Genomic DNA, 24,009 nt, shown 5'->3' with positions numbered 1-24,009 from the left:
TTTGCTTGAAGGGGGGACGTTGCGTGCCTAGACTGAAGTCGAAGGCACCCGCAGTGCCGGGGGCCAAGGAGTCGGCCATGTACAAGCGCATCCTCGTCGCCACCGATGGCTCTTCGCTCTCCGAACAGGCGGTTGCAACCGCCATCGACCTTGCCGTGCTGACCCGGGCCGAACTGGTGAGCGTCAACGTCGTGCACGTCCAGCCCTACGGTTATTTCGAAGGCTCGATGATGCTGAACCAGCGCGAAATCGAAGCGTCGCAAGAGCAGGCCAACCAGACCGGCCAGCGCCTGGTCGATGCGGTCCGGAGCACCGCAACCGCCAAGGGGGTCCCCAGCGCACAGGCCATCGTCATGAAGTCGAACCAGGTGGCCGAAGCCATCATCGCGACGGCAAAGAACCAGCAGTGCGACCTGATCGTGATGGCCTCGCACGGCCGGCGCAGTTTTGCGCGGCTGCTGATGGGCAGCGAGACACTGCATGTGCTGACGCACTCTCACATTCCGGTGCTCGTGCTGCGATAGCCCCGCGGCGTTGGCGGAAAGACCCGCCCCTTTGACTCCCTCTGCGGCCCACGCAGAACCGTGGAAGGTAAAGTCCACGGCAATGCTGCATCACGCAAAGGGCCCTCCCAAGGGAGTCTGAATGAAATCAATGTTCCCCCGCCTCGCGGGATGGACGCTGCTGATCCTGTCGGTCCTGGTGGCCATCTGCCTCGCGGTTGCCCTGAACTTCGACTGGAACCGCGCCAAACCCTGGATCAGCCAACGCGTCAGCGAAGCGACTGGTCGCCCCTTCGCAATCCAGGGCGACCTGGTCCTGCAGTGGGACAGCCCCGAGACCGAAACCGGCTGGCGGCGCTGGGTACCCTGGCCCCGCTTGAAGGCGCAAGACATCACGCTGGGCAATGCCGAATGGGGCAAGACCGGCCCGCACCTGGCCGAGATCAAGCAGCTGACCTTTTCCCTCAACCCGCTGCCTTTGCTGAACCGCACGATCCGCATTCCGACGCTGGAACTCGACGGCCCGGTGCTTTCGCTCGAACGCACCGCTGACGGCAAGAACAACTGGACGCTGGCCTCCGGCAATACGGCCCCATCGGTCTGGAAGCTCGATTTGCAGCGGCTGGTGCTGAGCCATGGGACGGTCAAGCTCGTGGATGCCACGGCAAAGGTCGATCTGAAGGTCGACATCGACAGCCTGCCCAAAGAAAGCGCCGAGGGCTACGGCATCGGCTGGAAGCTCAATGGCACCTTCCGGCAAACACCGGTGCGCGGAACCGGCCAGGCCGGCGCAGTGCTTTCGCTGCAGCAGGACAGCAAGCCCTATCCGCTGCAAGCCGGCGTGCAGATCGGCGCGACCCGCATCGACGTCGCCGGTACGCTGACCAAGCCCGATGCGCTGGCGGCACTCGACCTGCGGCTCAAGCTCTCGGGCGCTAGCATGGCGCACCTGTACCCGATCACCGGCATCACCCTGCCCAACACGCCCCCTTTCAGCACCGAAGGGCACCTGGTCGGCAAACTCGACAAGGCCGGCGGCCGCTGGCTGTATGAGGACTTCAAGGGCAGCGTGGGTGCGAGCGACATTGCAGGCACGCTGGAATACATCTCCCGGCAGCCGAGGCCGCTGCTGCGCGGGCAGGTGCAATCCAACCAGCTGCGCCTGCAGGACCTGGCGCCGTTGATTGGTGCGGACTCCAACGCAAGCAAGGCCAGGCGGGGCGCGCCTGCCGTGCAGCCGGCGGACAAGGTGCTGCCGGTGGAAAAGTTCGACACGGCAAGCTGGGGCAGCATCGATGCGGACGTCAAGTTTTCGGGCCGCAAGATCCTGCATGCCAAGGACCTGCCCATCGAGAGCCTGGTGGCCGACCTGCATCTTGAAAACAGCGTGCTCTCGCTCACGCCGCTCAGCTTTGGCGTTGCGGGCGGCACGCTGGCCGCAACGGCGAGGCTCGACGGCCGGCAAAACCCCATTCGAGCGAACCTGCAGCTGTCGGCACGCAAACTCAAGATCAAGGAGCTCTTTCCAAGCCTGGACACGATGCGCGCCAGCCTGGGCGAAGTGGGCGGCGACGCCGCGTTGTCCGCCTCCGGCAACTCCATTGCGGCCCTGCTGGGCACTTCCAATGGAGAGGTGAAAGCGCTGGTGAGCAAGGGCACCATGAGCAAGTTTCTGCTCGAAGCCATGGGCTTGAACATTGGCAACGTGGTGGCGACCCAGCTCTTTGGCGACAGGCAGGTTCAGCTCAACTGCCTGGCCAGCGATTTCAAGGTGACGCAAGGCGCCATGCAGACCCGCTCCTTCGTTCTGGACACCGATGAATCGGTCATCGACGTGACCGGGATCATCAACCTCTCGAACGAACAGCTGGCGCTGGAGATCCAGCCGCGAAACAAGGCGCTGCGCGTTCTTTCACTGCGCTCCCCGCTGTACGTCAAAGGCACCCTCAAGAATCCGGATGTCGGTGTCGACAAGGGCGCGGTCGCACTCAAGCTGGGTGCGGCGGTGGCACTGGGTGCAGTGGCACCGGCTGCTGCACTGCTGCCGTTGCTGAATGTGGGTACGCAGGAGTTCGCGGGATGTGCGCCGCTGGAGGCTGCCGCAAGCAAGAAGCCGCAGGCACCCGCCGTCCGGGCGCCGAAGCTGCGTCAGCAGTGACCATTGCTTCAGGGCATCAGGGCGTCAGGGCGTGGATCCCCGTTTGGCCTCGACAGCGGCCCGGCATGCCTCGGTGGCGCGATGCGATGCGAGCTCGAAGCAGCGCATCTGCGCCGCGCGTGCGATCGCTTCGAGCGAGCGGCGTTGCTCTGCCGCCTCGACCTGGAATTCGACAAGCCATTTCATGGCCATTGCGAGCGCGATCAAAAGGCCGACCAGAGCGGCCATCAATGTCCCCCGCCAGTTCTGGATTCGAAAGGCGGGGGGTTCGGGTTGGTTCATCGATCGCGTGGGATGACAGGCGACTTATGGCGGAGGCCTGTTCGCCTTCAGCAATTACCTTTCTTGGCTTGTCCGGGCGGGCAGAAGTTTCCACCTTTTTGCGCGCCCCCTCCCTCGTAGACGGGAACCACGCAACCGCTCATGAGCAAAGAGACGGCAAAGGCAAACATCAGGGTGGCAGCGGTTTTTTTCATGGGGGCTCCTTGTTGAAATTGTGAATAGACGGCGCGAGCAGCCTGAGGCCGCCGGCCGCAAGGGCGTCAAGATAGGTCGCCCGATAACATTTTTCGAGGAAATGTTTCACGCTCGGGCTGGGTTTCCGTCAGAAGGGCTATCTAAGATGCAACTCTGCCCAGTACTTCACGACTTGCGAAGTTTGCGACCGCATTCGACGAACGATCAGCGACATCCGTCGCGGGCCCGTTCGAAAATCAAGGGTCTCATTCCGTCAAACTCGCGTGCTGTCACCGATAGATTTCACAACCGTTCTAACTTAAAAGGAACTCCTGCTTTGAACAAGACCGAACTCATTGCCGCCATCGCGGAAGACACGAACCTCAGCAAGGCCGACGCTGGCCGCGCTTTCGATTCGGCGCTCGAACACCTGTCGCGTGCCCTGGTGCGTGGCGATTCCGTCCAACTGATCGGCTTTGGCACATTCACCGTTGCAAGCCGTGCCGAACGCACTGGCCGCAACCCGTCGACCGGCCAGCCGATCACCATCAAGGCAAGCAAGAGTCCCAAGTTCTCGGCGGGCAAGGCGCTGAAAGACGCCGTCAACGCGGGCTGATCCTCACCCTCGCATTGCGCCGGCGGCTCGCAGGCACTCAGCCCTGCGAGCTGCTCCACCCGCCTCCGATCGCCTTGTACAGGTTGACCAGGTTCACGGCCTGCTTGAGCTGCAGTTCGATCAGCTGCTGCTGCTCGGCATAGAGTTCGCGCTGCGCATCCTGACTCGAGAAGTAGTCTTCCAGGCCGCCGCGAAAGCGCGTCCGTGAAATGCTGGCCACTTTTTCCAGCGACTGCACACGGGTCTGCTGCGCCTCCAACTGCGGACGCAGGTGGTCGTCGGCAATCAGCGCATTGGCGGTCTCCCGGAAGGCCACTTGCGCCGCGTATTCATACGACGACATGGCCGCCGCAAGCCGCTCTTCGTTGGCGGTGATGTTGGCCGAGCGGCGCCCCCAGTCGAACAGGGGCAGCGACACACCAAGCACACCGGCCCAGCTCCTGTTGCCGCTGCTGAGCAGCGAAGACAAGTCCCCGCTGATGCCGCCGGCCAAGGCCGTGAGCGAGATGGTCGGCAGCATCGCGGCCTTGGCCGCACCCACGCCTGAATTGGCAGCCTCGACCCGCGCATAGGCCGCCAGCAGGTCGGGCCGGCGTTGCAGCAAGCTGGAGGGCAGGCCTGCCGTCACCGGAGCCGTCGAGCGCTCTGGCCAGGGACGTGCGCTGCCCGTGTCGGGCGGGACCGGCTGGCCGACCAGCACGTTCAACCACTGAAGATCCTGCGCCACGCGCATGCGGTATTCCTCTTGCCGCACGCGCGCGTTCTGCAACAGCGACTGCGCGCGATAGACGTCAAGCTGCGCAGCGCCGCCGGCTGCCTTGGCGCGGCCGATCATGTCGGCGTTGGAGGAGAGCCCGCCTTCGTTGGTATTCGCCAGCGCGAGCAATGCGCGGTCGGCCCGCAGTGTGAGGTAGGCATTCGACACTTCGCCCACCAGGTTCATGCGCGCGGCCGCGTAGTCCTTGTCGCCTGCTTCGGCCAAGGCGCCGCCTTGCTGCGCCGTGCTCTGCTGGCGGCCGAAGAAGTCGAGTTCGTACGAGGTCACGCCCGCCTGCACGTCGAAGCTGTTGGACACGCCCCCGTTGGTCGGTACGTTGCCAATCGGGCTGAGCGACCCCTGCGGCGTGGTCTGCGCCCGCTGGGCATGGCCCGACAGCCCGATCTGCGGGAACAGCGAAGCGCGGGTTCCGGCATACACGGCTCGAGCCTCGCGTGCCTTCGCAGCGTAGACGCGCAAGTCGCGGTTCTGCTTGAGAGCGGTGTCAATCAGCCCGCGCAGTTCGTCGTCCTGCACGAAACTGCGCCAGTCCACCGGCTCGGCGCTTGGCGCCGCGGTGCCGGCCGGCCATTGCGTGGGCACGGTCAGGTCTGGCTGCTTCATCGGTGGGGTGAGATTGCATCCGCTCACCACCAGCACCACGCATGTCGCGATCACCAGCAGGAACAGCCGCAGAAAGAGACGCATGAAGCCCGCGCCGGGCGCGCCGAATCCCGCGCTCTCGAGCAATGCCGAAGCGGCTCGCCATGGCCGCACCTGGACTGCGACGTGGCTCGGCGGCACGGTGAACACGTGGCTCACCAATTGTTCGCGCTGGGCCTCGGAGGTGGCGTCGAAGCGCAACTCGGCGCCCGCGGAGCTCTTGCGCGCAAGGCGCGCCGGTAGCCAGCCCACGGTATCGACATACACCTCCAGAGGCTGCCCCACGCGCATGCGTTTCAGCGGCGCCTTGGCTTCCACCAGGGCGCCGTCCGCCGCGATGTTGACGAAGCGTGCCTCGCCCTCACCCGCCGCGGTGCGGACCCGGGTGCGCGCGCGCCAAGGGAAGCGCTCTTCCTGCTCCGGCCGCGGCAGATCGACGCAGGCCATGAGCGCGGCCAGGCACAGCAGCAGTGCGATGCCGGTCCACACCAGGTTGAGTTGGTCACCCGGCGTGAGCGCCTCGCCGTTCAAGGCGACCGATGCGCCGCCGAGCTGCAGCGCGACCAGGAGCCCGCCGAACATCGCGACCAGCTTCCAGTGCACGACCGTCTTCGAGCGGTCGAGCCCCTTGTTCGTCACCTTGAAAGGCCGGCCGAAAGGCCGCAGCATGGCGCTTGCGAGCGTGCTGGTGACGGCCATGGCCGCCACCAGTTGGCTCACCTCGCTGAACACGGGCAGGCAGCGCCGCTCGCTGATCCAGTAGCTGTAGGCCCAGAACATCACGAGCGGCGGCAGCCCGTAGGCAGCAAAGGCCTGCGGCGTGGCGTGGAAGACCGAGACGCCCGCATACCAGTACAACGCGGGCGCCAGCATGATCAGCGCCATGAATGGCTTGCCGAGCCAGTGCAGCAGGCCGTGCAAGAAGTGCATCCGCGCCGAGAAGCTGTAGCCCTTGCCGCGCAGCGGACCCTGGGGCAAGAGCGCAAGCTGCACCGTGCCCAGGCACCAGCGGCTGCGCTGGTTGATGTAGTCGATGATGCTCTCGGCCGACAAGCCGTTCGACAGCCGCTCGCCCAGCCAGCGCGTGACGTGGCCATGGCGCAGCAGCAAGTAGGTGGTGTGGATGTCTTCGCACACGCTGCCCACCGGAAAGCCGCCTGCGGCGGTGATCAGGTCGCGCCGCACGATGAACGAGGTACCCACGCAGAAGGCCGAGTCCACCGCATCCTTGGCGGGCTGCAGCACGTCGAAGAACACGCGCTGCTCGTCGACCCAGCTGTCGGTCGCGCGCAGGTTGTGCTGGATGGGGTCGGCGTTGTAATAGAACTGCGGCGTCTGCACCAATCCCACCTTGCGGTCCGCGAACAGGCCCAGCATGCGATAGATGATTTGCCGCTGCGGCGCAAAGTCGGCATCGAGCACCAGGATGTACGGCGCATTGGTCACGCCCGCTGAAATACTCAGCCCGTTGTTGAGATTGCCGGCCTTGGCGTGGCTGTTGTCGGGCCGCCGCGCATAGTGCACGCCCTTGCGCTCGCAATAGTCGCGCAGCCAGTCGCGACGGGTGTCGTCGAGCACCCAGACCTTCACCTGCGGGTAGTCGATGGCCTGTGCGGCGATGATGGTCTTTTCAAGCACGGCCAGTTCTTCGTTGTAGGTGCAGATGAAGACGTCCACCGCCGGCACCTTGGCACCGAGGCGCCGCAGCTCGGCTTCACCGCGGTCGGCCAGCGCATGGTTGTCGCGCCGCCGCACCAGCATGTGGATGGACATCAGCGTGTAGACAATGGCCGTGAGCTCGAAGGCGAGGAACACCCACGCAAACAAGGTTTCAAAGCCCAGGTCCGAAGGCGGCATGGTGGCGGCCACGCGCCATATCGCATACCGCATCAACAGCAGCGCCGTGAGCCCGCCGAACAGCGTGCGATGGGAGGCGCGCTGGACCCGCCCCCATGTCATCAGGAGAAGTGCGAGCCCCGCAACGAGTGCGTTGAGCTGGAACTCCGGTGTGGCAATCAGGTGGGACATGGTGAAGCAGCTCCTGCGGCAGTGGTCTTGCCGGTAAAGGGGTTGAAGCCCGTCGCGGCCAGCGCGATCCAGGCGGTGGCGCCGAGGTGGGGCCAGCGGTAGTAGAAGAAATCGGCACCGGCGGAGTCCGGGCCAATGGCCAGGCCGGTGGAAATGCGCGCGCTGGGCGTTGCGTAGTACAGGCCGTTGCCGGCGCGCTGCGACGCCAGCAGCTGCCACAAGGCTTCGGGCGCCGCACCCTTGCGTGCCACCAGGGTTGCAGCGGCCTGCGCGGTGCCCTCGGTCCAGATGCCGTCGGGATTGCGCGAGAAGCCATAGCCCTCGCCGGAGCGATGGTTCCTATCCACCCAATCTAGCCCGCGTGTCCAGGCGCATGAGCCTTCGGGCGCGGCGAGCAACGGCCAGAGCTGCGCATCCAGGCCGGAGCTCTCGGTGGAGATGGTGGCGCCGTCTTCCTTGGTACCGATGTAGAAGCGCTGCTCCGACGGGTTCCACATGCGGCGCACGAACTCGAGCGCGGTGCGCGCCTGCTGGCGCTCCGCGTCAGCCTGCCCGCCTGCTGCACGCGCCGCCCATGCGGCCGTCATTGCGATGTCGATGTTGTGCTCGGTCGACTTCCAGGTCTGCGCACGTTGTGCGTTGTCCCAGCCATACCAGCCGCCGTTGTAGCCGTCGGGCGCGTTCTTGGCACGCGTGCGCTGCTCGATCCAGCCGAGCAGCTTGCGTGCATTTGCCAGATAGGCGGGCGATGGTTCGGCCTCATTCAAGTTCAGCAGCAGCAAGGCCGCCCAGGCCACGTTGCCCGTGGCCGTGCTCACTTGGTAGGCGTCGGCGATCCACTGGTTCTTGGCCGTGTCCCACCGCCCCGGCAGCGCGGCTTTGTCCTCGGTCATCGGACCCGCGCGATAGGCGTTGCGCACACGCCCGTCGGCCGTGTTCGGGTCGCGTTCCATCGCACGCACCACGGCGTCGCCGATGCGCCTGGCCGATGCGGTGTCGCCGCATGCCAGCAGGGCGATGCCGGCCAGTGCGTTGTCATACGTGAAGGCCGCGCCCACCAACGCAGGCTCCAGCGGCGTGCCCTGCTTCGGGTCGGCGAGCCGGTAGCTGGCGAGGAACAGCGGCCCGGAAGCGGCGCCCTTCTGGTCCTCCGCCACGGCCCGCCGAAGGCCCTCGCAGCTCTGCCGCGCGAGTTCTTTCTGCACGGCGCTGCCGGGCTGCCGAGGCTGCTGGGCCAAGGCCGCGGACATCGGCAGCGCCAAGGCCACCGATGCCACGGCGCAATGCGCCAGAGTCCGGGAGAACGGGAACAGCTGCATGTTTGCTTTCGAGGCCGTTATGTCCGCGCTCAGGACTTGAGGGTGGCCGATACCACCTTGCCGGGCGCGCACAGGTTGTTGCCCGCGGCGGCCGACGACACGTCCTTGGCCTCGATGCGCGCCACCGCGTAGATGGAGCCCTGCTCGGCAAAGGGGAACGGCACGCTGTAGGTGCTCTGCAATTCTTCAGACGCCACGGGCAGCAACTGCTCCACGCGCGCTGGCACCGCGGCGCCGTTTTCGGTCAGGGTTACGTCCAGCGTCGAGCCGATGCTGAGGCGCTTTGCCACCCGCGCCGGAAACACCGCCACCACGCCGAGCCGGCTGCAGTCCGTCACACGCACCAGTGAGGCACCCGCTGTGACGTACGCGCCTTCGGGTGCGAGCACCGAGTGAACCTGGCCCGCCTGCGAGGCCTTGATTTCGTAAGAGGACAGCTTCTCGACCCGGCGCCGTTCCTCGTCTTCGAGCTGGATCACCTGCTTGAGCTGCTGGAGGATGGCGGCGCCGTCCTGCTGGGCGCGGCCCACGCTGTTGCGCAGCACCTCGCGCCGGCTTGCGAGCGTCTGAAAGAGACTGTTGCCACCGGTGCCCACGAACGCACCCTGCCCCGCGCTGGCCACGGTCTGGGCCTGCCCGGCAAAGGCCTGCTCCGCCACCGACGCATTGGCGCGCGCCGTGTTCAGCTGCGCCATCGACGCGTTCATCACCTGCTCGCTGATCGCGCCCTGTTCGAGCAAGGCCTGGTTGGTCTTGACCTTGTTCTCCTGCTCTTCGACCATGCTGTGCGCCACGTCGCGCTGCCGCTGCGCAATCTGCCAGCCTTCCCAGGCCTGGGCCACGGATGCCTCGCGGTGAACCGTGGCCTCTTGCCCGACCGACCTCATCTCCTGGTTGTCGGCCTTGAACTGGTTGCCCAATTGCGCCAACTGGCTTTGCAGCGCGAGATGCTGCGAGCGCAGCGTGGTGAGAATCTCCTGACTCACCGTCGGGTTGCGCACCGTGGCCACGACGGTGCCGGGCTCCACCGTGTCGCGCGCATGCACCACCATCTGCGACACCACGCCGTTGATCGGCGACGTGATCAGGCCGACCGGCGCCTGCAGCACCGCCCGGGTGGCTTGCGAAGACAACAGCGGCTGGACCAGTGTTGCCACCATCAGCCACAGCACGAAGGCCAGCAGCGCATAGGCCGCCAGCTTGGGAACGAAGGCGCCCGCCTGCCGGCCTCGATGAGGGCTGCGCGGAACCCGACGGGCCCTCGCGCTGGCAGTGCGGCGATCGCCGCGGGGAAAAACAAATGAAGGCAGTTTCGACACACGCATACCCCACCTCTTGATGCGAAAGGCGTGCGCCGGAAATCGGCGCAACATCCATGAATGAAAGGGAACTCGCCTGTAGCCCGAACGGAGCCGCCGGCGCCTCGAGGGCCGCCGCGTCCGCATGCTGCAGTGCAATACGAAGGTACGGCTAAACCCGAATTACCACTGCTTCGGTGAGCAACAAGATGTGCGGACTTCACATCCTGACCGACCATTCGGTCGAGCTAACTTCCTACAGTGGCGTCGGATTTATCGCTGTTGACAACAAAAGGCCTCGTCCGGCAGGCAAACCCAGCCGGTTTCAGGGTTGCCCAGCAAGCTCTCCAAGCCGCGTCCGCAAAAAGCGCCGGAGCGCGGAAATCGAGGCATCGGGAAGCAGCAGCCGCGGCCTGGGTTAGCCGAACATATCCAGTAACCAACCCGTGCGACTCTGACGGATTTAGGCAACGCCGAGACCGAGAAAAAAGCGGCCAGCGTGCCATTCCGCAACGGTCTCGAAGGGGTCGCGCTTCCGCCCGCACAAGGCGCTTCACGAGGCGGCCGTTTACAAGCGCCGTACGCACGACACAGCGCAATACAAGCAACTGCACAGTTGCATCCATAGTGCTCATCCGCAGTCGCTGGCACCTTGCCAAGAAGTTTGCGAAAGCCACCCCACAACACCCTTCGGCCACCTTACCGAGGGCCCATCGGAGCACAAGTCGTGTCATTGCCGAAAAAGAATGCCGCCTTCCTCGGGTCGATCTCGAGCCACAGCCTCCCGGCGTGGCTGTGGAGCTCAGGAAGAAGCAGGCCTCGTTCGCGTGCACCGGCCGGATCTAGCGCGCAGAGATGTAGCGCTTTTTAGTTAATGCCATGTAACGCCATCCGGCGTTACCGACAGGCCAACCAGGCGGTTGGACGCACGCGCACGGCTGTACGCCCGCCGACTACGCGACGTCAGAGGGGCATGTCATGTTCACACGCTACGCCATCCGCACGCTGCTTTGCGTTGCCGCCGTGCCCGCCATCTCCGAAGAGCACGCACCAATCCATGACCGCGTGTTTTTGAGCAAAGCCGAGATCGAGACCACCTTGATCGGCAAGCCCATCGTTTCAAGCAATCTTTCGACCGGCATGGTCTCGCGCTGGCAGTTCTATTCGGACGGCCGCGTCGACTTTGCCAATCGAAGCGGGCCTGGCAAGGCCTCTGGCAAGTGGTTCTTCAACCCCGACGGCTCCATGTGCGTGACGATGATTACGCGAACCGGCTGCCGCTACTGGTTCCGCAACGAAAAGGACGGCGCCCTTGCGAATGCCGATACCCGGGAACCGAATGCGCCTACGGTGGCTGAGATACGGTTTGAGTAGTGGTGCGCAGTGGGCGGCGGCGCTTCGGCTTCGATGGGCTGTTGCGCGAAGTGGCGGATTTGGCGGAGAGTGTGGCCCCCGCATTCTAACTGCAGGGCTGTGCAAGGGCAATCAACAAGGTACAAAAACTGTTTAAAAACAGCCACTTAGCTGATAGCTGTTGTGCAGCAAAATGCAGCAAAAACCAGGGTAGCGCAGTATAAAAAGGGGGTAAGATTGGGGGTACAGCCAGTTCGGATGCGGATTTTGGCTATACCACTTTTGTATGCGCCACAACCTGCTGACCGACGCCGCCGTAAAAAGCAAAAACAAACCGCCTGGCTACTACCTCGACGGCCGTGGCCTGTACCTTCAGATAGCACCCAAGGGCGGCCGGTCATGGTTGCTGCGGTACAGCCTAAACGGCAAATCGCGAGAGATGGGGCTGGGCTCCGTGTATGACGTGGGATTGGCACGCGCACGGGAGCTGGCGCAGCTGCAACGGGAGCTAATAAACCAGGGCATCGACCCCATTGCCCATCGCTCAGCGGTCCTCGTGCAGCGAAAGGCTGCAGAGGTTAAAGCAGCGCAAACCAGCGTGACCTTCGAGGCATGTGCCCGCGAGTACCACAAGGCCCACGCGGACAACTGGAAGAACGCCAAGCACGGCGACCAGTGGATCAACACCTTAACAACATACGTCTTCCCGGTGTGCGGCCAGCTTCCGGTTGGCGCAGTGGGAAAAGCCGAGATTCAGAAGGCGCTGTTGCCCATTTGGAAGAAGAAGGCAGAAACGGCAAGCCGCGTATTTCAGCGGGTTCGCACCGTTCTGAACTACGGCGCTGCCAAGGACTATTGCACCGGCCTCGATCAAGAATTCTGGGAGCAACTGAAGCTGGCGCTAGGTGCGAATGATCGCGCACGGAAAGTCGAGCACCATGCCTCGTGCCCGCATGCTGAAGTTGCTGCTTTGCTGTCCAAGGTCAAAGCCGGCACTGCCACGCCTATCGTCAAGCTCGCATTCGAATTCATCGTGCTCACAGGGGCCCGCAGCGGGGAAGTTCGTGGCGCTCGGTGGTCTGAATTCGACGCCAATTTTTCAACCTGGACCGTGCCGGGTGAGCGCATGAAAGCCGGTCGCGAGCACCGGGTGCCGCTGTCAACGCGCGCTCGTGAAGTCCTGCTCGAGACGCGCAAACTGCAGGGCATCGAAGATCACCAGACGTCAAACGGCTTGGTGTTTCTCAACCCCAAGGGCAAAGCCTACAGCGACATGGTGTTCACCCAGCTCATGCGCCGCATGGGTCTGGAGTACACGATGCATGGCTTCCGCGCCACCTTCCGCACCTGGGGCATGGAAGTGACTCAATACCCCGACGAGATGTTGGAGTTTGCGCTGGCACACGTCGTCGGAGACCAAACCGTACGTGCGTATGCCCGCAGTGACATGGTGGAAAAGCGCAAGCAGCTAATGGAAGACTGGGCCATCTACCTTCTAGGATAAGTGCAGGCAAGTGCTGCCTGCATGAGTAGGCCACGCAGATTTTCTCGTTCGACGACCGTTCTCAGCCATCGCGCCAAGGAGTTCTGTCAACGAGCGTTGCCCTCTGCTCCATGGTCATCTTTCGAGGCAATCAGAGAGCGCCCGGCCAGCAAGGCCTTTGCCTCACCGATCAGGCTTGAATCGACCTCCTGGGAGCACTTGGAACGAGCCCTGTCGACCTCATCCATCGCAGAACTCTTCCCTGTTGCAACGGCGGGGGAAATATCCTTCTGCCACTGCCTATCGCAATGTCCCCGCTGATCCTGATCAAAGACGAGTCCCAACGCAATAGATGTCGGACTTAGGCAGGAGCCGAAAACGGCTGTTGTAATGGCACAAAAGGCGAGCTTCCAACGAAACGGCAGGAGAAGCCAAAGATCAAAACATTGTGATTCCGTACAAGTAAAGGTCAGCTCACGATAGCCGAGGCTGCTGAAATCTGCGCATTTGTTTGCGCACTCTCGCTGAAGCTCCTCGACTGGTTGTAGCTTTTGAGGTTTCCCGAGTCGGCAGGTACTCCGCCCCCGCCGCATTCCTCGGCCCCCGCCAACTCATCTCCCCCAAATAGGGGATTGCGCAGGCAATCTGGTTTCTCCGAGACTGCCGCTTGTCGTCGTTGAGGAACGGCACAGCGAAGGCTAATCGCTGAAAAGCAGAGCATCAACCAAGACCGTTGGCCGGCACTGTGAGGGAAAAAAATGAAATCTTTAACGCACGGGCTCGAGGCTCGCTTGGCACGGACTTGCCATGCCCCGGCCAAGCTCGTTGGCCGCCATTTGGCTGCAATATTGGTCGGGCATGTTTTTCTCGCGGCAACCGCTCATGCCACTATCCAAGCAAGCCACTGACGTGAGTCCAACCACACGCTACGCGCACAACGCACTGGGCCAGCTCGTGTTCAAGACCGAGCCGCTGTACCCGCCGGGCCAGCCCGGGCGTCATGCAGAGCGTGATCGCGTTCTTCACAAAGCTGTGGAACCCTACGGCCGAGCAGTTGGGCTATGCGTACGTCTACGACGAGAACGGCACGTTGATCTCGGAGGCCGGCAGCGGCGGCGCGAACAGTGCGGGTCAGGCCGGCTACGTCTACCTGCCGACGGCGAATGGGCCGATGCCGACGCGGCCGTGGCGTTTCGGAACGCCGAAGGCCCCGTAGGAGACTAAGTGAGCTGGTTAACTAGGTTGCTTGTTGTAGCGGCTATGGTGTTCTTCGCGGCGCCTACCGTCGCCATGGCACAGAGTGGCAAGTATCAAGCCGCCCTGATGTCGTTGGGTTTTGGCCTTTTCTTCGCCGGCATCGGCACCACAGCCTTGATTGAAGCCAAGAACCTTTCTCGGAAACAAGGTCCCGGCGCGCCCTTAGCAAACCTTTGGTTCGTTCTGCCTTTTGGCGCGCTGCTGGTTGGGGTGGCAAGTTTGCAGTCATCTCCCCGGTGGATCTAAAAATCCTCCAAGCTAAACCTGCGCTACTCCATCTTCAAGAGGAAAGGTAGGCATGGCACCATTAACATCCAGGCCACCGCGAACCCAAACGCTTCGTAAGAATCGCAAGCGCACGCCAGAGGCGAGGAAAGGTGTTTGGAACTCCCTTGAAGTAGCGAAGATCTTCACGAGCTTGCTCGTGCCACTCACCATCGGCGGACTCGGTCTGTGGATCAGCTACGAAATTCGTAAGACGCAGGACCGGCGGGATCGCGAAGCGCTCGTCGCTCAGTACGAGAAGGTAGTCTGGGACGAGATCGCGGCCCTATCAGACCTGCAAGAAGAGCTAGCGAAAGGGTCGAAGAATTTAACGAAGAACCTTCGGGTACTGAAAGACACTGAGCGCCAAAGCGAAGGTCTGGGTGCAGCCACAAGGCTGCGTCGCGAGCTTTTTCTTGATCGGGACGAGACTCATCACAACATCACCTCCCCGCTGAATTCGGTGAGGCATCACGCACGATATTGCTTAAAGGTGCTGATCGTTCCGGGACCTCCGGGATCGAAAAAGGCAGAGAATTTCTGCGAGAACAAACTCCAGGACTGGGGCGCATGCGCATATGCGGTGGTCTTAGGTCTATATGTAGCGGCAAAGGACCCGACGGCATCCGAACACTCGATGTCGTTCACGACCGCTGAACCGACAGATTGGATGATGAATCGCTGCCCTAAAGCTGAGCCGATGTATCGGTTCTAGCGATGCAACTCAAGAGACCGCGATCAAGAAAGGGCGTACAGCCGCTTAGGGCAGCGGCGCGAGACAGCGCAACAGTTCTAACCAGCTCACCTCGTACGAAGAAATTCGTTTGCATCCCAGGAGCCGGAGCTGCAGAATGCCCGAGGCGCCAGCAATGGCAGCAGGAGGGTAGATGAGGGGCTACTCAGAACTGGAACTAGTCATCCAGCGCGACTCCACGGATGCGTTGTTTGCTTCCGCACGTCATCGCGTGACGTCGGGCGACAACATCACGCCTTTTGTGAGGCTAGACCTGGATCCGCAGGCCCCCGGCCTATTTTCCGGAAACCCGGCCGAGAGCGGTCCAATCTTGTCGAAGGCGATCTTTACGCCGACGGAGTTGCGCGATGCGTTCGTCGCTGCGAGTACGTATTCCGCCAACAACGGCCTCCACTTACGCGTGAGGCTGCGGCTGGATCCTGCTGCGGCATCGTTGCACGGTATTCCCTGGGAAACGATGACGCACCCGAACGATTCCCACATGCCTTTGCTACGAAACACGAAGTGCGTTTTCTCGCGATACCTGTTCACCCGCGAATTCCGCCTCCCGATGCTTCGCCCCAAACAAGAAATCCAGGCCGTACTCGCGATCGCGAATCCGCGTGAGTTAAGTGAAGGCTTTGAGCCCGTCGACGTGGAGAATCAGGAGCGGATTGCGAAGGCATCCCTACTAAGGCTCAAGGCGCGAACGCTTACCGGCGAGGGGGCTGCCACTCTAGAAAAGATCATGCAGGGTTTGCGCGATGGCGCCGATATTCTGTACCTCGTGTGTCATGGCTCGTTCGGTCCCAAGGGCGCGGCGCTATGGCTAGAGGATGACAGCGGCAAAGCAACTATTGTGACGGGCGAAGATTTTGTCGCTCGAATCGCTAGCCTGGATCGACCGCCCAGCCTGATCGTGCTCTGCTCGTGCGAAAGTGCGGGCACGGGCAACGGCCGCAATCCAATGGGCGCAATTGGGCCAATGCTCGCTAGTGCGGGAGTGCCTGCCGTACTCGCGATGCAAGGAAAGCTGTCCTTTGATACCGCCCAGAAATTTATGCCGATATTCTTCGGAGAACTTTCGGAGCACGGTGAAGTCGATCGCGCTGCCTCCACTGCGCGACTTGAGGTGATGGACCGTACGGACTGGTGGCTTCCTGTCCTCTTCACCCGGCTGGACAGTGCGAGAATTTGGTACCCCCCAGGCTTTGGCAGTTCAGATGACGGCGCCGATCCATGGCAGGCCATCATCAGCAACCTTGGAACCGCCTCTTGCACGCCGATCCTTGGTCCGGGAATGTGCGACCCGTACTTCGGCACCCGGCGCGAACTGGCGGTGCAGTGGGGCGAGATGTACCGCTACCCCATGAGTGGGAAAGACACGGAGGATCTGCCCCAAGTTGCCCAGTATCTTGCCGTAACCCGCCAGCCCGCGTCCCCGAGGCAGGAGTTCTATAAGCACGTGTACAAACGCCTGCTGGATCGTTTCCCGGAGCACGTGCCTGCGGAACTGACCGAATTGTCGCCCGCCGATCTTCAGGACCGCCTGAGTGAAGTCGTCTCGGCGGTCGGAATTTCAGTGCGTGCAGCGGACAGCGAAGGTACGGATCCGCATACCGTGCTCGCACGTTACCGTCTCCCCGTGTATGTCACGACAGACCCCAGCGATTTGTTGGTCGACGCGCTCAGAGAACAAGGTGCGAAGCATCCACGGGTGCGCCTTTTGAGATGGAATGATGCATCGGCCGCCTGCGACCAGGCCTACGTCGACAACACACCGGTGGATGCACCCGCCAAGCCCACGCGCGACTTCCCCGTAGTAGTCAAGCTGTTTGGTGACCTGTCAGCGCCTCGCTCACTAGTAATGACCGAGGACCAGTTCTTCGATTACCTGACCATGGCCGCCGCCGCAAAGGACGCTGTTCCGCCTGCAGTTCGCAGCCGTCTTAGCGACAGTGGGCTACTCTTCATCGGCTTCCAGGCCGATGCATGGGACTTCCGTGTGCTCTTTCGCAGCCTGCTGCAGCTGGAGGGCCGCGACCTGCGAAGCGACTACGCACACTTCTCAGTACAGATCGATCCGAATAGCATCTTGGACCCGGGCAGCGCACGTCGATATATAGAACAGTACCTGCAGGCCAAAGCCAAGCTGCGCTTGTACTGGGGCGATGTCGCAACCTTCGTGGCGGAGCTGAAGACGCGAGCCGACGGTGCCTGATGGACTCGCCGTTCGTCGGGCCAGCCCCGTTAGGTAAAACCGACCTCCTATTCGGTCGCGACGCAGAGGTCGAGGAACTGCATTGGCGTACTGTTGCCGACCGTATCGTCGTACTCTATTCAACCTCAGGCGCAGGAAAAACGTCGTTGCTGACGGCTGCGAATGGGCTTCTCAACGAATTGCGCGAGCGCTTCCATGTGTCACCCATCCTGCGCTTCTCCGGATCGACGGAGAAATCGCTCACGATGCGCCTGCTCAAGCAACTGGAGGCGGACGGCTTCGGTCTTGTTCAGATTGAAGACTCACTCATAACCTATTTCGAGCGGTTGGAACTACCCGCGTCGACACCGCCTAAGCGCTTGCTGCTCGTAATCGACCAATTCGAGGAACTGTTCACTACCAGCGCCTCAGGCAGGGAGCAGCAGGCTTTCTTTCGCCAACTAGGAGAGCTACTTGCGCGCGAAGGTAGCCCGGTCTGGCTCATTGCGAGCATGCGTGAGGAGTACTTTTCTTGGTTGGATCAGTTCAGAGACCTAGTCCCGTCCCGTCTGTCGAACACGTTCCGACTTAACCTGCTAAACACCGATCAGGCCATCAGAGCGATCCGAGGCCCTCTGAAGGCGGCAGGCGTAGAGCTCAAGCTCGACCAAACTGGCATGGATGCATCCGAACTGATCGTGCACGAGCTGAGCAAAACAAAGGTACGAACCCCAGAGGGCAAACTGGAGTTGGTACCTGGCACTACCGTCGAGCCAGTACAGCTTCAGGTCATTTGCGCGAACCTGTGGCGCAAGCTCGCTAAAAAAGGGCCTGTCAGTGCCATCAGCCCGGAGGATCTGGAAAACTTTCGGCTTGACACCGCACTCCAGGAATACTGTCACGAACAACTCATTCGGTGTGCCACTGACAAGAAACGTGCGCGCATCGTTCGTGATTGGATCGATCGCAAGCTCCTGACGCAAAGCGGGCTACGTTCCGCGGCGACAGTCGATCCGGCCGACCCCGAGGCACCGACGGCGGAGGAACTTCGGTTGCTGCAAGAAGCGCATTTGGTGCGGCGCCAGTCCCGACAAGATGATGAATGGTACGAACTGGCGCACGACAGCCTAACCGCACCAATCCGGCTGAGCATCGAGACATGGCGTGGCGAGCACTTTGCTGTGTGGCAACAGCTGGCAAGGTCGTGGCACCTCGGCGGCGAACGACCGTCCTTCTACTTGACCCTGAGCCAAGAGAGCCGAGCCAGCATTCCCGATGACGACAGCGCGGCCTGCTCCGATCTCGAAGCACGCTTCCTTGAGGGCCACCGCAACCATCGCGTGCAACGGTCAACGTGGCGCAACCTTCGCATACTTGCTAGCCTAGTCGTATTGACAGTCTCCGCTGCCGCTTACCTACAGTGGGACAGCATCAGGTCTCGAACTAGACTCCTACTCACGCAAAACGTGACCGCTACGCAAACCGGTCTGCACTCAATCCTTAGCAGCAGTCCACCGGTTGACCTTGCAGGCCTTGCTGTCGTGGCCGGCACGGAACTGCAGAATGCGCATCCCGGACTTGTCGCCATCGACTTTCGCAACCTCCTCGGCGACTGGTTGAACCGCACAAGACATATCCAAAGCACCGAGTCCTTAGGCACGGGCAAATCTACATATGCCTGGATCAACGGCAAGTACCGGTTGGTCGCGGAATTGGGCGCAGAGCGCTACTTGCTGCGCGTCGCCGACGCCGGAAATGGCGCGACGATCTGGGAAATTCCGATAGAGCAAGTAAAACAAGCGCACCCCAAGGGCGTACGGGCCGGCCTCGTGCTTGATGATTGGATTGCCACGGGGGGCTCGGAAGGTAACATTGCGCTCTGGGATCCGGCCGGCAAAAAGCGTGTGGCGCTTCTTGTACCCCCGGATGACGACACCGGTGTTCACCCTCTAATGCGCAGGCCCATACGAGCGCTGGCGCGTTCCGGGAACGTTCTCTACTCCGGCAATGAAGGCGGAATCGTAGCGGCGTGGGCGCTTCCGCGCGGTTCCGAGGCTCCGACCCGGCCGTTGTGGACATATAGGCAAAACTCGCGGGTGTCATCGCTAGGGATACTCACCTCACCGGAGCGCCTAGTGTCGGCCGATATCTCCACCGACGAGCAGGTGATGATTATCAAACCGCCTGCCTCACCCAACGACAAGCCGACAGCTACCGCGCTGCCGGCACAGCCGCGGGAGGACGATTCCAGGGGTGCGTTCTATAGCGTTGCCGTGAGCCCAACCCAGAAGCTTGTAGTAGCAGGCAATCGCGCGGGAAAAATCCATGTGTGGGACTCTGCCGGCAAGCACCTGCAGCGCATCGATGCACATACTGACGCCGTCAGCGAACTGCGCTTCCTAAAGGACGGCAGGTTGTTATCGGCGGGATGGGACGGACGACTGCGCTTGTGGACGTTGCCCGTCGACGGGAAGTCCGCCCCAACCCTTGTGCCGATTCTCGAGCTCCCGCGCCAATTGATCAGCGCCGCACTCGCACCCGACGAAACAACCGTCTACGTGACAACTGAAATCGGTGATCAGTTGAAAGTTTCGCTGGGGAACAGTCACCCTCTCGCGCGCGAAGTATTCTTGGGCGCACATGCCGCAGCACTACAAGGCACCAGTGGCGCGGTCGTATATTTTGCCGCGACACCCGATGCCATATCGACCGGAAAAGTCTCCGATGACGGACCACACGGCGCCGATCTCACGCGCGCTCCTCTGGACTCAGCGGTCGCCTTGGCATGGGCGTCGGAACGTCGCGCGCTGTTCGCGGCGCAAAAAGATGCGGTGTTTGTGCGCCGAGATCCTGTGCGCCCCTTCGAGCGGCTAGAAGGAGCAAAGCTGGACTTCGAGGAAATCCAATCAGTGGTCGTGGACGACGATGCATCTGTGCTGATGGCGTTGACGACGACGACACGGCGACCGATAAGAACCCAGGTGAAGGCGTGGGGCTTCCACCCACAAGGCGGGGGTACAACTCTTTGCGAGGTGACATTCTCGACGGACTTCCCAATTCGTGGTGTTCGGCTCATTGCGTTCCGGCCGAAGTCCAAAGAGTTCGTTACCTCAGACAACGAAGGCATAGCATTCTGGCGGCTCAGGTCGAACCCCATTGGCTGCCCCAGCGTCGAGCCTGTTATGGACAGGGCTCTGCCGGAGCTTCCGCGCGGGGATGTGCGCGCGTTGGCATTCAATCCCGATGGCACCGCACTGTGGGTGGCCAACTATGCCGGTCTGATTTACAGCTTCTCGCTCGGCGAGAGAGTATTCACGACATGGAAAGGAGACGCGGTCAGCGTCCCGTCTGCAATGGCTGTGAGTCGGTTAGGTGCTATCGCCGTAGGCGACGAGAACGGCAAGCTCTACGTCATTGAACCAGACCGTCCCTTGTCGCTGCAAGTGACACAGGAGTTCCACCGTTCTGCAGTTAAGCGATTAGACATCTCGCCGGACGGTCGATGGCTGGTTTCGACCGGAAAGGAAGGCGTCGCCGTGTGGGACCTAAGCCTCGAAACCTGGAAAAGGCGTGCTTGTGCTCTTGCAAAGCGGGGGGACTTTACCGAGGCCGAATATCAGGCATTCTTCAAGCAAGTCACAGATCGCCTAGTCAGTTGTGCAAAGAAATAGATCTACAAAAGGATCTCAGCCATGCCCAAAAGAAACATCCCCGCTGTACAAGCCACGTACCACCTGCTCGCCGTCGACTCTGACGGTCATGAGATTCCCGATCCTGACGTAAACGGAGGCAGAACCACCGACGAGATCATCCGGCTGCTGAAAGCAGCGCCCGTGACCGATGTATTCTTGTGGAGCCACGGCTGGAAAGGCGATGTGCCAGCGGCGTATGAGCAGTACGACAAATGGGTTGGAGCCTTCTCCGGACTACCAGCCGACAGGGCCCTGATGGAGAAGTCCCGCCCCGGCTTCAAAGAACTGCATGTGGGCTTGCACTGGCCAAGCCTGGCCTGGGGCGACGAGACGCCAGCGGTCGGAGACAGCTTCGCGCCGCAATTATCATTTACCGTAGACACTCTGGTCGACCAGTACGCGGTGCCGCTTGGCGATACGCCTGCCGTGCGTGAAGCGCTGGGTCAGTTGTTCGCCGAACTGCGAACCAACGCCGCCGCATTGGAACTGACACCTAAAGCGCGCGACGCATACTTCGCGCTGGATCGGGCCCTGGCCCTAGGCGCAGATGGCACGCCCGGCGAGGGCGCTGCCGACCGCGCATCGTTTAACCCCGACCAAACCGTTGAAACCGCACAGGACGAAGTGTCCTTCGGGTCAGGCGCCTCGGGCTCACTTTTGTCGCCTCTGCGGCAACTAACTTTCTGGACGATGAAGAAGCGCGCCAGCAAGATTGGCGAACTCTTCCTTCACGGATTCATCGCGCGCCTAATGACCGAGAATCCATATGTGCGGGTGCACCTGATGGGACACAGCTTCGGGTGCATCGTGATGAGTTCCGCTCTGGCGGGGCCCCATGCAACGTCTCCGTTGCCACGGCCTGTCGCGTCGTGCGTACTAGTACAGGGCGCCATGTCGCTATGGGCTTATGCGTCAAAAATTCCGTTCGAAGATGGCGTAGCCGGTTACTTCAGCCGCGTACTGGCAGATTCCAAAGTAAGTGGGCCAATCGTCACTACGCGATCGAAGCATGACTACGCCGTCGGAAAGCTCTATCCGTGGGCTGCGGGCGTGGCGAACCAGTTCGCGTACGACACCCTTCCCCAGTTTGGAGCTATAGGTGCCTTTGGCATCTGCGGGACGCCAACCGAATCACTGCTCATGCGCCCCGCAACGGAAGCTTATGACCTAAAGTCTTCAGTCATCTACAACGTCGATGGAAGTCAGTTCATCTGCAAGATCGATGGCGTGTCCGGCGCGCACAGCGACATTGCCGGGCCGGAGGTAGCCCATCTAATCTGGCAAGCCGCACTGCCGGTGTGACTATGATCTCGGACGATTCGCTGGGGCCTATCTCCTTCGGCATTGACGCTACTACATGCCGACCTCTCGAGCCACCAACCAATGATGTGCCGGCGCTGTTGCGCGCCGCGCAACGTGAAGGCGAGGAAGCTGCCGGTGCTCCCATACCTTACAACAAGACGTTTGACGTATCCTTCGAAGCAGACCCCAACTCTTTGCAGCAGTGCGGCTGGGGACTAATATTTAGTGCAGAAGAGGATCCAGTCCCCTACCTGGATGCACTGCATCCGCTAATCAAATTGCGCAAGGCAGAAGCCGGCGAACGGTTTCGCGTGTTCTCCGGGGCCGATGGTTGGCGAACTGGCGAAAGTGCGAGCAAGTGGCTGACTCGACATGGTGCTTCGCTTAGCATGATCGATCCCAGTAATGGCGTGCCGTACTACCTCGCCATCGTCGGCCCACCAACGTCGGTACCGTTCTCCTTCCAGTATTCTCTGGACATCGTTGGGGCCGTGGGACGTCTCGACTTCGGCAACCTAGAGGGCCTGCGTGCGTATGCCGAGAGCATCGAGAAATTCGAATCCGACAGCTCCAGAACAACACGAAGGAGCGTAGATGTTTTTGCAACTTGCCATGACTTCGATCGGGCGACTCAGTTATTCACCGAGCGAGTCGCGCGGCCCTTCTGTGAGGGTGACAAAACCCGGCCACCGATCGGCAAATCCGCCGGCTTCTCCGTGAACCCGATTCTGGGCTCGGAGGCCACGAGGAAAGGCCTGGCGAATGCAATGACTTGCAACGATGGACCTCCTTCGATAATTCTCACTGGGTCACACGGGATGGCTTTTGACAAGCAGGATCCACGGCTCGCGGCCTACCAAGGTTCGCTCGTTTGTCAGGACTGGGCGGGGTACGGCAACATCGGTGCCAGTGACTGGTTTGCGGCCGAGGATGTCCCAGTCGATGCTCGAATGCATGGGGCCATCCACTTCTTCTTTGCATGCTACGGCGCCGGGACACCCGAGTTCGATAATTTCAACGCCCCGCCAGGCACCAAGCGCTGCGCGCCAGTCGCCATGACCGCCCGACTACCGCAGCACCTGATGACGCTTCCACAAGGTGGGGTGCTTGCGACCTTAGGGCATATCGACAAGGCCTGGGCTTCGAGTTTTCTTTCGAGCCGCGGTCAAGCACAGACGCAAGGATTCAGGGGTGTAATTGGTCGGCTCCTCGCCGGCTACCGCGTGGGGGCAGCCACCGACTCGTTCAACAGTCAATGGGGCGTGCTCAGCACAGAGCTGGCCGACCTGCTCACAAACCGAGAATACGGCATGAAAATTAGCGACAGCGAGTTACTGTCTGCGCGTATCGCTCGCGATGATTGCCGCAACTACGTGGTTCTGGGGGATCCCGCCGTGCGCCTGCGCCCCAGTGCCGACAACTCCGGCGCATTCTCTTCTGTCTAGCCCCGCATCGACTGTGCGAAACTTTTGTCGCGAATTTCGCGGTAGGTCTGCGCGAACTGCACGCATTGTCGAAGAGTTAGTTCCCCGGGGATTCATCCGCCAAATACTGCGGCTGCTGGTTTCATATATTCAAACACTCAGGGCCAGGGGTGGTGCCTTGCCCAACGGATGGATCACGCGAACGCGATCTAGATCGAACGGACCAAGGAGCGCGGGCGCAGCAATTGCCTTGTCTCTTGTCGCTCAACCGTCATAGCAGTACCAACCGCCGATAAACGGGCATTTACGCAGGCCACGATAACGACACCGGCCGCCAGCGCCCTGCGCTACGCGCTATTGCTTGCCAACCAACGGCTACGCTAAACTGCGCGCCAGGTGCCAACCTTAGTAATAGTCCGCTCGAGGCCGTTGTTGACGGCTGGACCGTTTAGGGCGTGACGTCGGTGACGTGCTGAAGCAGAGCGAACGCCACGCGCCATGCG

18 protein-coding genes are annotated in these 24,009 nt (G+C 61.7%); 12 read left to right on the top strand and 6 right to left on the bottom strand.

What is annotated here, in order from left to right; translation table 11 throughout:
- Positions 1-77: 77 nt before the first annotated feature.
- A complete protein-coding gene (locus BLR24_RS28250) occupies positions 78-524 on the top strand; it encodes a universal stress protein (RefSeq protein ID WP_093023811.1) in 447 nt (148 codons plus the stop codon).
- A gap of 121 nt (positions 525-645) precedes the next feature.
- Positions 646-2,661, top strand: a complete 2,016-nt coding sequence (locus BLR24_RS28245; protein WP_093023663.1) for an AsmA family protein — start codon at positions 646-648, stop codon at positions 2,659-2,661.
- 24 nt (positions 2,662-2,685) lie between these two features.
- Here the strand turns inward: BLR24_RS28245 and BLR24_RS28240 are convergent, their stop codons facing one another.
- The gene (locus tag BLR24_RS28240) at positions 2,686-2,889 is read right to left on the bottom strand and encodes a general secretion pathway protein GspL (protein ID WP_254787639.1); all 204 of its coding nucleotides are present in this window, start codon (positions 2,887-2,889) and stop codon (positions 2,686-2,688) included.
- Between the two features lie 101 nt (positions 2,890-2,990).
- The gene (locus BLR24_RS30825) at positions 2,991-3,137 is read right to left on the bottom strand and encodes a hypothetical protein (protein ID WP_175543374.1); all 147 of its coding nucleotides are present in this window, start codon (positions 3,135-3,137) and stop codon (positions 2,991-2,993) included.
- 317 nt (positions 3,138-3,454) lie between these two features.
- Between BLR24_RS30825 and BLR24_RS31150 the strand changes: the two genes are divergently transcribed.
- The gene (locus BLR24_RS31150) at positions 3,455-3,733 is read left to right on the top strand and encodes an HU family DNA-binding protein (RefSeq protein ID WP_093023659.1); all 279 of its coding nucleotides are present in this window, start codon (positions 3,455-3,457) and stop codon (positions 3,731-3,733) included.
- A 37-nt stretch (positions 3,734-3,770) separates the two neighbouring features.
- Here BLR24_RS31150 and BLR24_RS28230 read toward each other — a convergent pair whose 3' ends face one another.
- The 3 genes from BLR24_RS28230 to BLR24_RS28220 are packed head-to-tail and all read right to left on the bottom strand — an operon-like array spanning position 3,771 to position 9,825.
- Positions 3,771-7,181, bottom strand: coding sequence for an efflux transporter outer membrane subunit (locus tag BLR24_RS28230; protein ID WP_093023656.1), 3,411 nt, complete (start codon positions 7,179-7,181; stop codon positions 3,771-3,773).
- Positions 7,169-8,500 (bottom strand): hypothetical protein, encoded by a 1,332-nt coding sequence (locus BLR24_RS28225; RefSeq protein ID WP_093023654.1) that lies wholly within the window; start codon positions 8,498-8,500, stop codon positions 7,169-7,171. Before BLR24_RS28225 ends, BLR24_RS28230 begins: the two co-directional genes overlap by 13 nt.
- Positions 8,501-8,529: 29 nt before the next feature.
- Positions 8,530-9,825, bottom strand: coding sequence for an HlyD family secretion protein (locus BLR24_RS28220; protein ID WP_093023652.1), 1,296 nt, complete (start codon positions 9,823-9,825; stop codon positions 8,530-8,532).
- Positions 9,826-10,776: 951 nt separating this feature from the next.
- Here BLR24_RS28220 and BLR24_RS28215 point away from each other — a divergent pair.
- Positions 10,777-11,172: a hypothetical protein gene (locus tag BLR24_RS28215; RefSeq protein WP_093023650.1), complete on the top strand. Its 396-nt coding sequence runs from the start codon at positions 10,777-10,779 to the stop codon at positions 11,170-11,172.
- Positions 11,173-11,437: 265 nt separating this feature from the next.
- The gene (locus tag BLR24_RS28210) at positions 11,438-12,655 is read left to right on the top strand and encodes a tyrosine-type recombinase/integrase (protein WP_093023648.1); all 1,218 of its coding nucleotides are present in this window, start codon (positions 11,438-11,440) and stop codon (positions 12,653-12,655) included.
- An 86-nt stretch (positions 12,656-12,741) separates the two neighbouring features.
- Here the strand turns inward: BLR24_RS28210 and BLR24_RS30815 are convergent, their stop codons facing one another.
- Positions 12,742-12,882 carry a hypothetical protein gene (locus BLR24_RS30815; protein ID WP_175543372.1) on the bottom strand — a complete coding sequence of 47 codons (141 nt, stop codon included), beginning with the start codon at positions 12,880-12,882 and terminating at the stop codon, positions 12,742-12,744.
- Positions 12,883-13,634: 752 nt separating this feature from the next.
- On the opposite strand from BLR24_RS30815, the gene BLR24_RS28205 reads away from it, so the two are divergent.
- From BLR24_RS28205 to BLR24_RS28175, 7 genes are all read left to right on the top strand, one after another.
- Positions 13,635-13,850, top strand: coding sequence for a hypothetical protein (locus tag BLR24_RS28205; protein ID WP_093023646.1), 216 nt, complete (start codon positions 13,635-13,637; stop codon positions 13,848-13,850).
- 8 nt (positions 13,851-13,858) lie between these two features.
- A complete protein-coding gene (locus BLR24_RS28200) occupies positions 13,859-14,137 on the top strand; it encodes a hypothetical protein (protein ID WP_139188812.1) in 279 nt (92 codons plus the stop codon).
- 178 nt (positions 14,138-14,315) lie between these two features.
- Entirely contained in the window at positions 14,316-14,870 is a 555-nt protein-coding gene (locus BLR24_RS28195; RefSeq protein ID WP_139188811.1) for a hypothetical protein, read from the top strand.
- 172 nt (positions 14,871-15,042) lie between these two features.
- A complete protein-coding gene (locus BLR24_RS28190; RefSeq protein ID WP_093023640.1) occupies positions 15,043-17,109 on the top strand; it encodes a CHAT domain-containing protein in 2,067 nt (688 codons plus the stop codon).
- Positions 17,109-20,759, top strand: a complete 3,651-nt coding sequence (locus BLR24_RS28185) for an nSTAND1 domain-containing NTPase (RefSeq protein ID WP_139188810.1) — start codon at positions 17,109-17,111, stop codon at positions 20,757-20,759. Before BLR24_RS28190 ends, BLR24_RS28185 begins: the two co-directional genes overlap by 1 nt.
- Before the next feature lie 21 nt (positions 20,760-20,780).
- Entirely contained in the window at positions 20,781-22,082 is a 1,302-nt protein-coding gene (locus tag BLR24_RS28180) for a hypothetical protein (protein ID WP_093023636.1), read from the top strand.
- Positions 22,083-22,084: 2 nt separating this feature from the next.
- Positions 22,085-23,527 carry a hypothetical protein gene (locus BLR24_RS28175; protein WP_254787637.1) on the top strand — a complete coding sequence of 481 codons (1,443 nt, stop codon included), beginning with the start codon at positions 22,085-22,087 and terminating at the stop codon, positions 23,525-23,527.
- Positions 23,528-24,009: the final 482 nt, after the last annotated feature.

It is taken from the genome of Variovorax sp. OV700 (genome assembly GCF_900099805.1).
GTDB lineage: Bacteria > Pseudomonadota > Gammaproteobacteria > Burkholderiales > Burkholderiaceae_C > Variovorax.
Note: the sequence above shows the minus strand (reverse complement) of the source record. Positions and strands in the feature narration are given on the sequence as shown.